A 14,407-nucleotide genomic window follows, 5' to 3' on the forward strand; every position below is an offset into this window, starting at 1 on the left:
ACCGCTCCATGAGCGCGCGATCCTACCGCGACGCCAGGGGCCGGCCGCTCGTCGCGGTCACCGGCATCGGCGTCGTCTCCTCCCTCGGTCAGGGACAGGCCGACACGTGGGCGGCCATGACCGAGGGCCGGTCGGGCATCCACGCGATCGCGCGGTTCCCGACCGACACGCTGCGCACCCGCATCGCCGGGACGGTGGACTTTCTCGACACCGATCCGCTCGTCGCGCCGCTCCTGTCCGAGCGGTTCGCCGCCGTCGCCGCCGAGGAGGCGGTGGCGCAGGCCGGGATCGGCGCCAGGGGCGATTTCCCGGGCGCCCTGTTCATCGCGGTCCCGCCGGTCGAGATGGAGTGGCCGCAGCGGCAGGCCCTGGCCGAGGCCGCGGGCGGCGACGGCCCGGTCGACTACGCCGGCCTCCTGCGGGCGGCGGCGACGCGCCGCTTCGATCCCTGGCACGACCTGTTCATCTTCGGCACGGTCGCCGATCGCATCGCCGACTGCTTCGGCACGAAGGGCTCGCCGATCTCGCTCTCGACCGCCTGCTCGTCGGGGGCCACGGCGATCCAGCTCGGCGTCGAGGCGATCCGGCGCGGCGAGACCGCGGCGGCGCTCTGCATCGGCACGGACGGCTCGGTGAACCCGGAATCGCTGATCCGCTTCTCGCTGCTGTCGGCGCTCTCGACCCGCAACGACGACCCCGCGACCGCCTCGAAGCCGTTCTCGAAGGACCGGGACGGGTTCGTCATGGGCGAGGGCGCGGCCGCCCTGGTGCTAGAGGATGCCGAGGCCGCCGTCGCGCGCGGCGCCGCGATCCTCGGCTACGTCCTCGGCTGCGGCGAGAAGGGCGACGGCTTCCACCGCACCCGGTCCAGCCCCGACGGCGCGCCGATCATCGCGGCGATCCGGGCGAGCCTGGACGATGCCGGTGTGGCGGCCGAGGCGATCGACACGGTGAACGCGCACGGCACCTCGACGCCGGAGAACGACAAGATGGAGGCCCTGGGCCTCGCGGCCGTGTTCGGCGACCGCGCGGCCGCCCTGCCGGTCACCTCCAACAAGTCGATGATCGGCCACACCCTCACGGCGGCCGGCGCCATCGAGGCGGCGGTCTCGCTGCTGACCATCCGCCACGGCCGCATCCCGCCGACCATCAACCACCGCGTGCCGGACCCGACCATCGCCCTCGACATCGTGGAGACCGCCCGCGATCTGCCGGTGCGGACCGTGCTGTCGAACTCGTTCGGCTTCGGCGGCCAGAACACCTGCCTGGTCCTCGGCGCGGAGCCCGCGTGAGCGCCGCCGACACCCCGCGCCGGGTCCTCGTGACCGGCGGCGCGTCCGGCATCGGCGCCGCGATCGTCCGCGCGCTGGCGGGATCCGGCCTCGGCGTCGACTTCACCTACCGCGCCTCGGCCGAGGCCGCGCAGGCGCTGCTGGCCGAGCTGCGGACGACCTACCCGGACCGGTCCTTCGCGGCCCATCCCGTCGACCTCGCCGACCGGGCCGCGCTGGACACCTTCTGCGAGACCGCCGAGGCCGCGGGCTATTACGGCCTCGTCCACAATGCCGGCCAGTCCTGCGACGCCCTCGCGGCGATGCTCGATCAGGAGCGGGCCGAGGCCGCCATGCAGGTCAACTTCTTCTCGCTGACGCGCCTCGCCAAGGCGCTGGTGCGGGAGATGACCCGGGCGCGCGCGGGCCGCATCGTGGCGGTCGGCTCCGTGGCCGCCCTGCGGGCCAATGCCGGCAACGCCGCCTACGCGGCGACCAAGGGCGCGCTCATCGCCTATTGCCGCACCCTGGCGATCGAGACCGCCAAGCGCGGCGTGACCGTCAACGTCATCGCCCCGGGCTTCGTCGACACCGCCATGATGGAGCGCTACGCCGCCTACCGCGACGGGATGGAGCGCCAGATTCCCGCCGGCCGCTTCGGGCGGCCCGAGGATGTCGCGGCGCTGGCGGCCTTCCTGATGGGCGAGGGGGCATCCTACATCACCGGGACCGTGCTGCCCGTCGATGGCGGCCTGACCGCCATGATGGGTGTCCACCGGACCTGACGGTGGCGCCGCCGAACCGGACGATTCTGCCGATGCGCGCCAGCCTCGCCCTCACCGCCGCCCTCTGCGGCGCGGCTCTCCTGGCCCCGGGCGACGCCCGGGCGGAGCCGCAGGTCTACCGAATTTCCGGCCTGCCGCCGGGCGAGCCGCTCAGCATCCGCGCCGAGCCGGACCCGTCCGCCGAGCAGATCGGTGAGATCCGCAGCCGCGCCCTGGTCTTCGGCTGCACCAACGACACGCCGAGCCGCACCACGTGGTGCCGGGTGAAGGCCGGACGCGCCCTCGGATGGGCGCGGCGGCGCTACCTGGCGCCGGAGTGACGAGAGACACGATGCGAGCCCTCCAACTGTTCGGCGACCGCGACCTGCGCCTCACCGAGATCGAGCCGCCGCCCGCGCCCGGCGCCGGCGAGGTCCGGATCCGCATCCGCGCGGTCGGCCTCAACTTCATCGACGTCTGGGGCTTCCGCGGCATGGCCTTCGCCAAGCGGAAGATGCCGCTGATCGTCGGCGCGGAGGCGGCCGGGATCGTCGAGTCGGTCGGGGCGGGCGTCACCGGCCTCGTCGCGGGCGACCGGGTCGTGCCGTACGGCGCCATGACCTGCGGCAAGTGCAAGGCCTGCCGCGAGGGGCGCGACAACCTCTGCGAGGACGTGTCCGGCGTGATGGGCTTCCATCTCGACGGCTTCGCCCGGGAGTTGGTGACCATGCCGGCCCGCCTCGTCGTGAAGGTGCCGGACGGCGTCAGCGACACCGACGCCGCCTGTGCGGGCATCGCCTTCGGCACGGTCCAGCACATGCTGTTCGACAACGCGCGCCTTGAGCCCGGCGAGAGCGTGTTGGTCCATGCCGGCGGCTCCGGGATCGGGACCGCGGCGATCCGCATGGCCAAGGCGATCGGCTGCACCGTCTACACGACGGTCGGCGACGACGAGAAGGGTCGCAAGGCCGCCGAGCTCGGCGCCGACCACGTCATCAACTACCGCACCGAGCGCTTCGAGGGCGAGGTCCGCCGGCTCACGAAGCGCAAGGGCGTCGACGTGGTGTTCGAGCATGTCGGCGCCGATACCTGGAACGGCTCCCTGCTCTGCCTGAAGCGCGGCGGCCGACTCGTGACCTGCGGATCGACCTCGGGCGTCTCGGCGACCATGAACCTGATGCAGCTGTTCCAGCAGCAGTACCGCATCACCGGCTCGTTCGGCTGCTCGCTCGCGAATATCGGGCAGGCCCTCGCCAAGATGGAAGCGGGCATTCGACCGGTGGTGGATACCGTGTACCCGCTGGCGGATTTCGCGCAGGGTCTGGAGCGCCTCGAATCGCGCCGGGTGTTCGGCAAGATCCTCGTCAGCCTGTAGCGCCGGCAGCGGCGCACCCGCCCGGCGCCGCACCGTCACCGGGTGCGGCGATCCGCATTTCGCGCTGCGGGAGACTTGTCGTAAACGTCGCTGTACGGGTGCGCTGGGGGGCCGCCCGTACCGTTCTCTGGAATCGACTGTGCTGCGTCTCGCCCTCCTGCTCAAACGGTCGTACCCGCGCCTCGCGGGCTTCGCGATGATCCCGGTGATCCGCGCCCTGGTGCTGCTGGCCCGGATCCTCGGGCCGGTCCGGTCCACGGCACTCGGCGCCGCGCTCCTGCGAACCCTCGGACCGCTCCTGCCGGCGCACCGCACGGCGATGGCGAACCTCCGGGCGGCCTTCCCCGACATGTCGGAGGCGGAGCGGAAGCGGATCGCCCTTGAGGCCTGGGACAATCTCGGCCGGACGGGGGCCGAGTACGCCCATCTCGACAGCCTGTTCGATTACGATCCCGCCGCCACCGGCGACTTGCGGACGGAGGTCGCCGGGATCGAGCACTTCTACGCCCTGCGCGACGATGGCCGGCCCGGTCTGATCTTCTCGGCGCATCTGGCGAACTGGGAATTGCCGGCGATCTGCGCGGCCCGTTTCGGCCTGGACGCCACCGCGGTGTTCCGGCCGCCGAACAACCCCGCCGCCGCGCGCCTCGTCCAGGAGGTCCGCCGCCGGACGATGGGCGGGCTCGCCGCCTCCACGCCGGGCGCCGTCTTCGCCATGCGCGACGTGGTCGAGACCGGCGGCCACCTGGGTCAACTGATCGACCAGCACTTCACCCGCGGCGTCGTGGTGGAGTTCCTCGGCCGGCCATGCCTCGCCAACCCCCTCTTGGCCAAGCTCGCCCGCCACTACGACTGCCCGGTGCACGGCGTGCGCGTCGTGCGCCTGCCGGAGGGCCGCTTCCGCCTCGAGCTGACGCCGCCCCTGGACCTGCCCAGGGCGGCCGACGGGACCATCGACGTCGCCGGCGCCATGCAGGCGATGACGGCCGTGGTCGAGGGCTGGGTGCGGGAGAACCCCGGCCAGTGGCTGTGGATGCATCGCCGCTGGCGGCCCGACATGCTGCCCAAGCCGAGAGTGGCGCCGGCGCCACTTCAACCGACAGTAGAGATCTCTCAAGCCAACGTGATTTCACCTTCGGCCTCGCAGACGGTCTGATGGATCGATGACGCCCCGGCACCGCGCCCCGACCCGCGACCGCCGCGCGCTGCGCGCCGCGCTGCTTGCCTGCGCGACGCTGGCCGCGATGCCGGCGCGGGCCGAGCCCGTCCGCGCCGTGGTCGAGCTCTTCACCAGCCAGGGCTGCGGCGCCTGCCGCTCCGCCGACCCGGTCCTGCGCGACCTCGCCCACAAGCCCGGCGTCATCGCCCTGACCCTGCCGGTGACCTACTGGGACTATCTCGGCTGGAAGGACACGCTCGCGCTGCGGCCGCTGACCGAGCGCCAGCGCGCCTACGCGCGGGGCCGCGGGGCCCGACAGGTGTTCACGCCCCAGGTCGTGGTCGACGGCAACGGCTTCGCCGTCGGGTCCGACCGGCCGGCCCTGGAGCGCCTGATCCGCGATGCCTGCCAGCACGGCGGGCTGCCGGTGCCGGTGCGCGGGGAGACCAACGGCGACCGGATCCTAGTGGAGGTCGGGGCGGCCCCGGAGGCCAAGACCGAGATCCGCGGCGACGTCTGGCTGGTGCCCGTGCTCCGCAGCCGCGCCATCGCGATCCAGTCCGGGGAGAACGGCGGCCGGACGGCGACCTACGTCAACGTCGTCCGAGGCATGCAGCGGCTCGGTCCCTGGACGGGCCAGCCGACCCGCTTCGAGGTGCCCGACACCCAGGCCCGCGTCGCCGACGCGGACAGCTGGGTCGTCCTGCTCCAGGGCGCGGCCGACGGCAAGCCGGGCCGCATCTTCGGGGCCGCCAAGGGACCGGGGCTCTAGGCGCGGGGTCGCGCGCTGCTACTCCAGCGAGATCGGGTCGATCTGCCGGCGGCCCTCGCGCCGGTGGCGCGCCCGGGACGCGTCGGCGAGCGACGACAGGCGAGCGTCGAGGCGCTCGGACAGGCGGCCCACCAGCCCGATCAGCCCGTCGATCATCCGGCTGACGCCTGCGACCGTCCCGGTCACGGCTCCGACGATCCCGTTCTCGATGGCACGACCGATTCGGCGAACACGCTGCATGACGACTGTCTCTGGGTGGGCGGCGCCGGCGGCGCCCCGATCCGCGGCAGGTAGGGCGGCCGCTCCGGCCCGTGATGCGGCCGAAAGCGGCGCGGGTCCGCGCCGCGGGAGCGGAACCTTCGCGCGTCGCGGCCGGAGCGCTCGAACCGGCGGGTCGGCAGGCTCGTTGCATGGGTGAGCGGCCCGCCGTCCCGCGCGGGCGCCCGAGATCGAGGGTCGGCCATGCGGCGACGCCCGTTCCTGTCCGGGATGTTCGCCGCCCTGTCGCTGGCCGGCCGCCCCGCCCGCGCCGCGGATACGGGCGTCGACCTCCTCCTCGTCCTCGCGGTGGACGTGTCGCTCAGCATCAGCGAGGCCCGGTTCGACCTCGAGCGCCGCGGCTACGCCGAGGCCTTCGGCGACCCGCGCGTGCTGCGCGCCATCGGCGACGGCTTGACCGGGCGCATCGGCGTCGCCCTGTTCGACTGGGCCGGACCCGGCGAGCAGCAGGTCGCGGTCGACTGGATGGTGATCGCCTCGGCGCAGGACGCGGCCGCCTTCGCGGCGCGCCTCCGCGCGGTGCCGCGGCCGTTCTACGGACGCACCGCCATCGGGTCCGCGATCGGTTTCGCCGCCGACCTTCTGGCCCGCGCGCCGTTCCGCGCCGAGCGCCGGGTGATCGACATCTCCGGTGACGGCACCGGCAATGCCGGGCGGCCCATCGCCGAGGCCCGGGACGCCGCCGTGGCGGCCGGCATCACGGTGAACGGCATCGTCATCCTCACCGAACCCGAGGGGATGCCGGCCTTCCTGAAAGAGCATACCAATCCGGCGGGCGGCCTGGCCGCGTATTACCGGAGCGTCGTGATCGGCGGGGAGGGCGCCTTCGTGATGACCGCCGAGAGCTTCGCGGCCTTCGGACGCTCGCTCATCGCGAAGCTCGTGCGCGAGATCTCCTGACCGTCACCCGGATCCCAGAGGACCGACCATCGATGCGCCTTGCCGTCCTCCAGTTCACGCACGAGACCGTCACGTTCCTGCCGAACGACACGACCCGGGACGACTTCATCTATCCCGGCTCACCGGCCGCCGGGGCCGCGCTGCTCGCCACCGATCCCAAGGGCTACATGGGCGGCTTCGTGCAGGTGGCGCGGGAGTACGACGGCGTCGAGCTCGTGGGGATCACCTCGCCGCTCTGGCCGCGCACCGGCACCGCCTCGGGCTGGATCACCGCCGACGCCTACGCGCATTTCCTCGGGCAGATGGTGGCGGAGCTGCGGGCGCAGGGCCCGTTCGACGGGGTCTATCTCGCCCTGCACGGCGCGATGGCGGTGCGCGGCGTCCCCAGGCCGGAGGCCGACATCGCCCGCCAGGTGCGCGCCGCGGTGGGCGAGGGGTCGATCCTGGTCGGGACCTTCGACCTGCACGGCAACGAGGACGCCGCCTTCCTCGACCACGCCGACATGGCTTTCGCGGTGAAGTACTTCCCGCATTACGACGGCCACCTGCAGGGGCAGCGGGCCGCCCGGATGCTGGTGCGCGCCGTGCGCGGCGACTTCCGGCCGGCGCACCGGACCCTCAAGGTGCCGATCCTCTCGCCGACCGTCGTGCAGTGGACCGGCGCCGCACCGTGGTCCGACCTCGTGCAGCGGGCCCTCGTCTGGGAGGCGCGCGAGCCGGACGTGTACGTGAACGTCTTCTTCGGCTTCCCGTGGGGCGACGCCCCGGACGGCGGGATGACCGTGCAGGCGATCACCGACGACGACCCGGCCCTCGCCGAGCGGGTGGCGCGGGATGTCGCGGATTTCGCGTGGCGGCAGCGGCGCGCGCTGCTCGAGGCGACGCGGATCCACACGATCGCCGACGGCGTGCGCCTCGCCCGGGCGGCGGTGGCGGAGGGCGCCGCCCCGGTGGTCCTCGCTGACCACAGCGACCGGTCGGGCCGGGCGACCTGGCTGCTGCGCGAGATCCTCCGGCAGTGCCTCGCCCGCACCCTGGTCGCCACGGTGGCGTCCCCCGACATCGCGGCGGGGTCCCTCGCGGCCGGCGACACGTTCGACGCGCCGGTCGGCGGTGGCGGCGACCCGTCCGCGGGCGACCCGGTGCGCATCACCGGGACCGTGCTGCGCGTCGTCGCCGCGCCGGAGCCCGGCGTCGCCGGCAGCGGCGGCGGAGGCACCTGGATCTGCGTCGCGTTCGGGGCCGGCAACGTCCTCGTGCTGAGCCCGCAGCTCGCGCAGATCGTCGAGCCCGACGAGCTGTGGCGGCTCGGCCTGGACCCGGCGGATTTCGACGTCGTGGCGATCAAGTCGCGGGTGCATTTCCGGCGCGGCTTCGACGACAGCGGCTACGCCCGCACGATCCTGCTGGTGGAGCCGCCGGAGCCGTTCCTCGGCACGGTGCGCCTCGATCACCTCGCCTACGCGCAGATGCGGGCCGCCGACTTCTTCCCCTACGGCGACCCGCCCGGGCCCGTCCCGTCCGACCCGTGACCGGTCCGGCGGGGACGACAGGTGGCGGCCGCCGTCACCCGCCGGTGCTCGCCCCGCACGTGCGAGGGCGCTAGGTTCATCCCGTACGCGCTCGGTGAGGCGCGGCGAGGGAGAGACGGGATGCGGATTCCGGCCGACAGGCTGACCGCCTACGTGCGGGACATCTTCGTGCGCGAGGGCTGCGCCGAGCCGGAGGCCGAGCGCATCGGCCGCTTCCTCGTGGCGGCGAACCTCACCGGCCACGACAGCCACGGCGTCGTCCGCGTCACCCGCTACATCGAGTGGCTGCGCGCCGGCGAGGTCGAGGCCGGCCGCACGCCCGAGATCGTGACCGACGCGCCGAACTTCGCACTCGTCGACGCCCATTACGGGTTCGGGCAGACGGCCGGCCCCGTCGCCGTCGATCTCGGGATCGCCAAGGCGCGGGCGAGCGGCGTCGCGATCATCGCCCTGCGGCATGCCGGGCATATCGGCCGGATCGGCGAGTGGGCCGAGCGGGCGGCGGCGGCGGGGCTCGTCTCGGTCCATTTCGTCAACGTGGCGGGGAGCCTCCTCGTGGCGCCGTTCGGCTCCGTGGAGCGCCGCTTCTCGACGGCGCCCTTCGCGGCCGGCTTCCCGGTTCCAGGAGGCGACCCGATCATCCTCGACTTCGCCACGTCGCTGGTCGCCGAGGGCAAGGTGCTCGTCGCCTCGAGGGGCGGCAAGCCGCTGCCCGAGGGCGCGCTGATCGAGCCCGACGGCCGCCTCAGCGCCGACCCGGCGACCCTGTTCGGCCCGCTGGAGGGCGTCGAGCGCGACAACCAGCGCGGGGCGGGTGCGATCCGGGCCTTCGGCGAGCACAAGGGCTCCGGCCTCGCGCTGATGTGCGAGCTATTGGCCGGCGCGCTCACCGGCTCGGGCACGGCCGGTCCCGGGCAGCGGCGGATCTGCAACGGCATGCTGTCGATCTACGTCACGCCGTCGGCCCTCGGCACCGAGGACGCCCTCGCCGCCGAGACGCGGGCCTATCTCGAGTTCTTCAAGAGCGCCAAGCCGATGCCGGGTGCCGAGGTCCTGCTGCCCGGCGAGCCGGAGCGGCGGATGCGCGCCGAGCGCCTCGCCGAGGGCGTGCCGCTGCCCGAACCCGTCTGGGAGACCCTTCTCGCCGCCGGCCGGCCGCACGGCCTCGACGGCAACGCCTATCGCACCTGAGCCGGGAACGACCCGGCACGACACCACGCTCGGCGGCGACCCCCGGCCTCAACGGGGGCGCCGCACGGACCGGGGACGCCATACCCGGAAGACGGGAGGAGCCCACGATGCCTCGCTTGCGCTGGCTCATGATCGGCCTCTGCATGGCCGCCAACGCCATCAACTACATCGACCGCGCCAACCTCGCGGTCGCCGCGCCATCCATGACCAAGGAACTCGGGCTCGACGCCACCGACATGGGCCTGATCCTGTCGGGCTTCTTCTGGACCTACGCGATCATGCAGCTGCCCTTCGGCTACGTGGCCGACCGGGTCGGCGCGCGGCTCTCCCTCGTCGTCGCGGTGGTCTGGTGGTCGGCCTGCACGGCGCTGACCGCGGTCGGACGGGGGTTCCTGTCCCTGCTCGGCCTGCGCATGCTGCTCGGTATCGGTGAGGCCGGGGCCTACCCGTCCTTCGCCAAGGTCGCGGCCTCGTGGTTCCCGCGCAGCGAGCGCAGCTTCGCCAGCAGCATCTTCGACAGCGGCTCCCGGGTGGGCTCCGCCCTGGCGATCCCGCTGGTCTCCTGGGTCATCGCGACGCTGGGCTGGCGGGAATCCTTCGTCGTCACCGGCGTGCTGGGCTTCGTCTGGGCGGTGTTCTGGATGTGGCTCTACCGCGAGCCCGAGATCCACCCGAAGGTGTCGCCGGAGGAGCTCGCCCGGCTCCGGGCCGCGCAGGAGCGGCCGAAGACCATCGACGCGGCGGACGCCCAGAACCAGGTGCCGTGGCTGTCGCTGTTCCGCTACCGCACGGTCTGGGGGATGATGGCCGGCTTCTTCTGCCTCAACTTCGTGATCTACTTCTTCATCACGTGGTTCCCGACCTATCTGGTCAAGGCGCGGGGCTTCTCCCTGGCGGAGCTCGGCACGCTCGGCAGCCTGCCCGCCCTGGCGTCGATCCCCGCGGGCTGGCTCGGCGGCTTCGCGTCGGACGCGCTCTACCGCCGTGGCTGGAGCCTCACCGCCGCCCGCAAGACCTGCCTCGTCGGCGGCATGCTAATGTCGTCGGTGATCACCCTGTCGATCATCGCGCCCAACATCTACGTGGCGCTGCTGTGCTTCGCGGTCGCCTACGGCAGCCTCGCCTTCACGGCGGCCTCGATTTGGGCGCTACCCGGCGACGTGGCGCCGACCCCGGCCCACGTGGCCTCGATCGGCGGCATCCAGAACTTCGCGTCGAACGTCGCCGGGATCGTGACGACGACCTTCACCGGCGTCATGCTGACGGTCACCCAGGGCTCGTTCGTGATCCCCCTGATCGTGGCCGGCGGGTTCTGCCTGCTGGGCGCCTTCATCTACCTGTTCGTGGTCGGCGAGATCGCGCCGCTGCCGGTCCGCGACGCTCGCGCCCCGGCCCTGCGCCCCGAAGCGGCGCGGTGACGGCGCGGTGACGGCGACCGGCGCGACGGCATCCGAGGAGAGACCGATGTCCACGTATCCCGTGATCACCCTCCGCCCCGCCGACGGCGTGGCCGTGGCCCGCGGCGCCATCGAGCCGGGAACGCCGGTCGCCGACGGCGTCGCGGCGGCGGAGCGGATCCCGGCCGGCCACAAGGTCGCGGTCCGGGCCCACCGGAGCGGCGAGCCGGTGACCAAGTACGGGCAGATCATCGGCTTCGCCAAGGCGGACATCGCGGCCGGCCGCCACGTCCACGTCCACAATCTCGGGATGGGCGAGTTCGCCCGGGACTACGCGTTCGGGGTCGATGCGAGGCCGACCCAGCTGGTGACGCCGCCCGCGACCTTCCAGGGCATCCGCCGCCCCGACGGGCGCGTGGCGACGCGCAACTACGTCGGCATCCTCACCTCGGTGAATTGCAGCGCGCACGTCGCCGACCTGATCGCCGACGCGTTCCGGCGGCACCCGATCCTCGGCCTCGACCCGCTCGCCCCCTATCCCAACGTCGACGGTGTCGTGGCGCTGACCCACAAGACCGGCTGCGGCATGGCGATGGGCGAGCCGCTCCGGCTCCTGCGGCGGACGCTCGCGGGCTACGCGCGGCACGTCAACTTCTCCCACATCGTCATGATCGGGCTCGGCTGCGAGGTGAACCAGATCGGCGCCTTCCTGGAGGAGCAGGGGCTCGGCGGCCGGATCCGCAGCATGAACATCCAGAGCCTCGGCGGCACCCGGAAGACCGTCGAGGCCGGGATCGAGTTCGTGACCGGCATCCTGGCCGAAGCGAACGTGGTCCACCGCGAGCCGGTGCCGGCGAGCGAGCTGATCGTCGCCCTGCAGTGCGGCGGCTCGGACGGGTATTCCGGCGTGTCGGCCAACCCGGCGCTGGGGATCGCCAGCGACCTCGTGGTGCGGAACGGCGGCACGGTGATCCTGTCGGAGACCACCGAGACCTACGGCGCCGAGCACCTGTTCACCCGCCGCGCTATCAGCCCGGAGGTCGGCCAGAAGCTCGTCGACCTGATGCACTGGTGGGAGGAGTACACCCGCAAGGAGGGCTCGGAGATCGACGCGAACCCGTCGCCGGGCAACAAGGCCGGCGGCCTGACCACGATCCTGGAGAAGTCCCTCGGCGCCATGGCGAAGGCCGGCAGCACCAACTTGGTCGACGTGCTGCGCTACGCCGATCCCGTCACCGCCAAGGGCTTCGTCTTCATGGACACGCCCGGCTACGACCCGGTCTCGGCGACCGGGCAGGTCGCGGGCGGCGCGAACCTCGTCTGCTTCACCACCGGCCGCGGTAGCGTGTTCGGCTGCAAGCCGTCGCCTTCGATCAAGATCGCCACCAACTCGGCCATGTACCGTCGACTCGAGGAGGATATGGACGTCAATTGCGGCACGATCCTCGACGGCGCGGAGAGCGTGGAGCAGGCCGGCCACCGGATTTTCGACCTCATCCTGCGGGTCGCCGGCGGCGAGCGGACGAAGAGCGAGCAGTTCGATTTCGGCGCGTCGGAATTCGCCCCCTGGCAGATCGGCGCGACCGTGTGAGGGAGCGGGGCGCGCGCTCCGCCGTCATCGCGAGCGCAGCGCGGCGATCCGGGGAGGCGAAACTTCGGTGAGTGTGGCGCAGCCCTGGATTGCTTCGCTGCGCACGCAGAGACGGCCATTCCGACCGCCGTGCAGGCCTGGTCTCAGAGGTCGGTCCGGACCACGTGCGGGAAGCTCAGGATGAAGTCGGGGCCGAAGGCCGTGACCGGCGTGTGGAAGCCGGGCGCGACGGTGCCGGCAGCGACGCGGCGGGCCGCCTCCAAGGCGGTCCAGACGGTGAGCGTGTAGCCCTCGGGCGTCTCCATCCGGCTCGCCGCGCGGCGGCCGGCGCCGTCCCAGGCCTCCGCCAGGAAGGTGCTGCGGGCCTTCTCGCGCGCGGCGGCCGAAGGGCCCTCCGGCAGCCGGTCGATGCCGCGATTGATCAGGCGCTGCGCGGTGCCGCCCGCGATGATGCGGCGGATGCCGGCGGGCAGGCCGGCCGCCGCCGCCATGGCGGGGAAGGCCTCGAAGTAAACGTCTATGTTCGGGACGCCGGTCGAGTACCACGCGCTCGACACGTCGCCCCAGCCGAGCCCGACGGTCCGGCGCGGTCCCGTTCCGAAATCCGCGGTGGCGCGCGGCGGGCTCGGCAACTCTACGATGCGCCCGTCCCGGCGCACCCGCGTGCCCCAGGCGATGCCCTCCACCATGGTGCGGGCCGTGCCGCGGCTGAAGCCGCCGAACCCGCCGATGGAGATGCGCAGATGCGTCGCGCCGGGAACGCGGCCGGCCACGTGCGCGGCGAGGCAGTCGCTCGGCACCACGTCGAAGCCCGCCGCCGGCAGGAGGACGATGCCGGCCGCCTTCGCGGCCGCATCCTTGGCCGCGAGGGCCTCCAGCACCGCGATCTCGCCGGTGATGTCGACGTAGTGCGCGCCGGCGGCGAGGCAGGCCTCGGCCATCGGCCGCGCCGTCCGCGAGAATGGGCCGGCCGCGTGGATCACCGCCGCCACGCCCGCGAGGGCGGATTGCAGGCCCGCGGCATCGTCGAGCCGCGCGGCCCGCATCTCGAGGTTCAGCCGGGCCGCCAGCGGCCGCAGCTTCTCGGGATCGCGCCCTGCCAGGATCGGGCGCAATCCCTGCCCGACGGCGTGCGCGGCCAGGAGCTGCCCGGTATAGCCGGTGGCGCCATAGATCAGGATCGCGGTCATCCCGGGGTTCTGACACCGCTTCCGCCGGTGTCAAAGCGCGCGCCGCGTCGCCGCCCCGGATGCTAGGGCTGCGCCGATCCGATCGTCCCGCGGCGGGGATCTGAAACCCTCCGTCCCCGCCCGAACAGGAGCCGAGGCACGATGTACGAGCGTAACCTCCCGCCGCGCGCGCGCCGCGCCAGCCGCAGGATCGCCTGCCTTGGCGCTGTCCTCCTGGGTCTGGCCGCGCCCGCCCGGGCCGGTGACGGGCCGGTGGTCCTGAAGGCGCCGTCCGACGCGAGCCCCGGCATCGCCGCCATGCCGCAGATCGCCGCACCGGCCGACGAGGCCGAGCGTCGGATCAACGCGGCGCTGAAGCGCCTCGACGCGCGAGCCCTCAAGGCCGAGCAGGCGTGCAAGGATCAGGGCGGAAAGAACAGCTCCTGGGAGCGCACCGTCCAGGCCCCGATGCGCGGCCCGCGCTTCCTGAGCTTCGTCATCTTCGACAGCGGGTTCTGCGGCGGCGCGCACCCGAGCAGCGGCACGATGTCGATCGTCTACGACCTCACCACCGGCGCCCCGGTCGACTGGACCACCCTGCTGCCCGCTTCCCTGACCGGGAAGCTCGCCCTGGCGGAAGGCCCGGGCGGGACCAAGATGGTGACGCTGGCGTCGAAAAGGCTGCACGCCCTCTACCTCGCGGGCTATCGCCCGAAGACGGGCGATCCGAAGGCGGACGATGCTGACAAGGAGTGCCGCGAGGCCGTCGCCGAGACTTATGACGAGCAGCCGCCGGCCATGATGGCGTGGCTCGACGCGAAGGCCGGCGGCCTCGCGGTGCAATTCGACCTCGCGCACGTCGTCCAGGCCTGTGCCGACCCGGTGGTGATTCCCGTGGCGACGCTGCGCCGCGAGGGTGCCCAGCCGCTCCTGGCCGTCGCGCTGGAATCCGCCCACGCGCAGGCCTCGAAGTGACGCGATCGGCCACAGCGTCGTCGGCCTCGACG

The 14,407-nt window shown here is 73.0% G+C and carries 14 protein-coding genes; 12 read left to right on the forward strand and 2 right to left on the reverse strand.

Annotated elements, in window-relative coordinates; all coding sequences use genetic code 11:
• Window positions 1-8 precede the first annotated feature (8 nt).
• The 6 genes from C4T42_RS20165 (at window position 9) to C4T42_RS20190 (ending at window position 5,341) form a co-directional block, all read left to right on the forward strand.
• Window positions 9-1,292, forward strand: coding sequence for a beta-ketoacyl-ACP synthase (locus C4T42_RS20165; RefSeq protein ID WP_042672173.1), 1,284 nt, complete (start codon window positions 9-11; stop codon window positions 1,290-1,292).
• Window positions 1,289-2,056 carry an SDR family NAD(P)-dependent oxidoreductase gene (locus C4T42_RS20170; RefSeq protein WP_020094587.1) on the forward strand — a complete coding sequence of 256 codons (768 nt, stop codon included), beginning with the start codon at window positions 1,289-1,291 and terminating at the stop codon, window positions 2,054-2,056. The genes C4T42_RS20165 and C4T42_RS20170 overlap by 4 nt, the downstream gene beginning before the upstream one ends.
• A 32-nt stretch (window positions 2,057-2,088) precedes the next feature.
• A complete protein-coding gene (locus C4T42_RS20175) occupies window positions 2,089-2,376 on the forward strand; it encodes an SH3 domain-containing protein (RefSeq protein WP_026605165.1) in 288 nt (95 codons plus the stop codon).
• Window positions 2,377-2,387: 11 nt separating this feature from the next.
• Window positions 2,388-3,410 (forward strand): zinc-binding dehydrogenase, encoded by a 1,023-nt coding sequence (locus C4T42_RS20180; RefSeq protein ID WP_020094585.1) that lies wholly within the window; start codon window positions 2,388-2,390, stop codon window positions 3,408-3,410.
• Between the two features lie 139 nt (window positions 3,411-3,549).
• Window positions 3,550-4,566 (forward strand): lipid A biosynthesis lauroyl acyltransferase, encoded by a 1,017-nt coding sequence (locus tag C4T42_RS20185; protein WP_020094584.1) that lies wholly within the window; start codon window positions 3,550-3,552, stop codon window positions 4,564-4,566.
• A 7-nt stretch (window positions 4,567-4,573) separates the two neighbouring features.
• On the forward strand, window positions 4,574-5,341 hold the full coding sequence (locus tag C4T42_RS20190; protein ID WP_020094583.1) for a DUF1223 domain-containing protein: 768 nt from the start codon (window positions 4,574-4,576) through the stop codon (window positions 5,339-5,341).
• Window positions 5,342-5,359: 18 nt separating this feature from the next.
• On the opposite strand, the gene C4T42_RS20195 is transcribed toward C4T42_RS20190, so the two are convergent.
• Window positions 5,360-5,581 (reverse strand): hypothetical protein, encoded by a 222-nt coding sequence (locus C4T42_RS20195; protein ID WP_020094582.1) that lies wholly within the window; start codon window positions 5,579-5,581, stop codon window positions 5,360-5,362.
• Window positions 5,582-5,803: 222 nt separating this feature from the next.
• Here C4T42_RS20195 and C4T42_RS20200 point away from each other — a divergent pair, with 222 nt between their 5' ends.
• The 5 genes from C4T42_RS20200 (at window position 5,804) to C4T42_RS20220 (ending at window position 12,231) form a co-directional block, all read left to right on the forward strand.
• Window positions 5,804-6,520 carry a DUF1194 domain-containing protein gene (locus C4T42_RS20200; protein ID WP_020094581.1) on the forward strand — a complete coding sequence of 239 codons (717 nt, stop codon included), beginning with the start codon at window positions 5,804-5,806 and terminating at the stop codon, window positions 6,518-6,520.
• Window positions 6,521-6,552: 32 nt separating this feature from the next.
• Window positions 6,553-8,052: a M81 family metallopeptidase gene (locus C4T42_RS20205; protein ID WP_103985753.1), complete on the forward strand. Its 1,500-nt coding sequence runs from the start codon at window positions 6,553-6,555 to the stop codon at window positions 8,050-8,052.
• Window positions 8,053-8,172: 120 nt separating this feature from the next.
• Window positions 8,173-9,243 (forward strand): malate/lactate/ureidoglycolate dehydrogenase, encoded by a 1,071-nt coding sequence (locus C4T42_RS20210; RefSeq protein WP_103985754.1) that lies wholly within the window; start codon window positions 8,173-8,175, stop codon window positions 9,241-9,243.
• A 107-nt stretch (window positions 9,244-9,350) separates the two neighbouring features.
• Window positions 9,351-10,661: an MFS transporter gene (locus tag C4T42_RS20215; protein WP_103985755.1), complete on the forward strand. Its 1,311-nt coding sequence runs from the start codon at window positions 9,351-9,353 to the stop codon at window positions 10,659-10,661.
• A gap of 46 nt (window positions 10,662-10,707) precedes the next feature.
• Complete coding sequence (locus C4T42_RS20220) at window positions 10,708-12,231, forward strand: altronate dehydratase family protein (RefSeq protein WP_091978743.1); 1,524 nt, start codon at window positions 10,708-10,710, stop codon at window positions 12,229-12,231.
• A gap of 143 nt (window positions 12,232-12,374) precedes the next feature.
• Here the strand turns inward: C4T42_RS20220 and C4T42_RS20225 are convergent, their stop codons facing one another.
• A complete protein-coding gene (locus C4T42_RS20225; protein WP_091926893.1) occupies window positions 12,375-13,421 on the reverse strand; it encodes a saccharopine dehydrogenase NADP-binding domain-containing protein in 1,047 nt (348 codons plus the stop codon).
• 141 nt (window positions 13,422-13,562) lie between these two features.
• Here C4T42_RS20225 and C4T42_RS20230 point away from each other — a divergent pair, with 141 nt between their 5' ends.
• Entirely contained in the window at window positions 13,563-14,375 is an 813-nt protein-coding gene (locus C4T42_RS20230; protein WP_103985756.1) for a hypothetical protein, read from the forward strand.
• Window positions 14,376-14,407 lie beyond the last annotated feature (32 nt).

It is taken from the genome of Methylobacterium sp. 190mf (genome assembly GCF_900107945.1).
Classification (GTDB): domain Bacteria; phylum Pseudomonadota; class Alphaproteobacteria; order Rhizobiales; family Beijerinckiaceae; genus Methylobacterium.

Excerpts from the sequence above, each read along its gene's own strand:
- C4T42_RS20165 (WP_042672173.1), top strand. The coding sequence starts at position 9 with ATGAGCGCGCGATCCTACCGCGACGCCAGGGGCCGGCCGCTCGTCGCG.
- C4T42_RS20175 (WP_026605165.1), top strand. The coding sequence starts at position 2,089 with ATGCGCGCCAGCCTCGCCCTCACCGCCGCCCTCTGCGGCGCGGCTCTC.
- C4T42_RS20180 (WP_020094585.1), top strand. The coding sequence starts at position 2,388 with ATGCGAGCCCTCCAACTGTTCGGCGACCGCGACCTGCGCCTCACCGAG.
- C4T42_RS20190 (WP_020094583.1), top strand. The coding sequence starts at position 4,574 with ATGACGCCCCGGCACCGCGCCCCGACCCGCGACCGCCGCGCGCTGCGC.
- C4T42_RS20195 (WP_020094582.1), bottom strand. The coding sequence starts at position 5,581 with ATGCAGCGTGTTCGCCGAATCGGTCGTGCCATCGAGAACGGGATCGTC.
- C4T42_RS20200 (WP_020094581.1), top strand. The coding sequence starts at position 5,804 with ATGCGGCGACGCCCGTTCCTGTCCGGGATGTTCGCCGCCCTGTCGCTG.
- C4T42_RS20205 (WP_103985753.1), top strand. The coding sequence starts at position 6,553 with ATGCGCCTTGCCGTCCTCCAGTTCACGCACGAGACCGTCACGTTCCTG.
- C4T42_RS20210 (WP_103985754.1), top strand. The coding sequence starts at position 8,173 with ATGCGGATTCCGGCCGACAGGCTGACCGCCTACGTGCGGGACATCTTC.
- C4T42_RS20215 (WP_103985755.1), top strand. The coding sequence starts at position 9,351 with ATGCCTCGCTTGCGCTGGCTCATGATCGGCCTCTGCATGGCCGCCAAC.
- C4T42_RS20220 (WP_091978743.1), top strand. The coding sequence starts at position 10,708 with ATGTCCACGTATCCCGTGATCACCCTCCGCCCCGCCGACGGCGTGGCC.
- C4T42_RS20225 (WP_091926893.1), bottom strand. The coding sequence starts at position 13,421 with ATGACCGCGATCCTGATCTATGGCGCCACCGGCTATACCGGGCAGCTC.
- C4T42_RS20230 (WP_103985756.1), top strand. The coding sequence starts at position 13,563 with ATGTACGAGCGTAACCTCCCGCCGCGCGCGCGCCGCGCCAGCCGCAGG.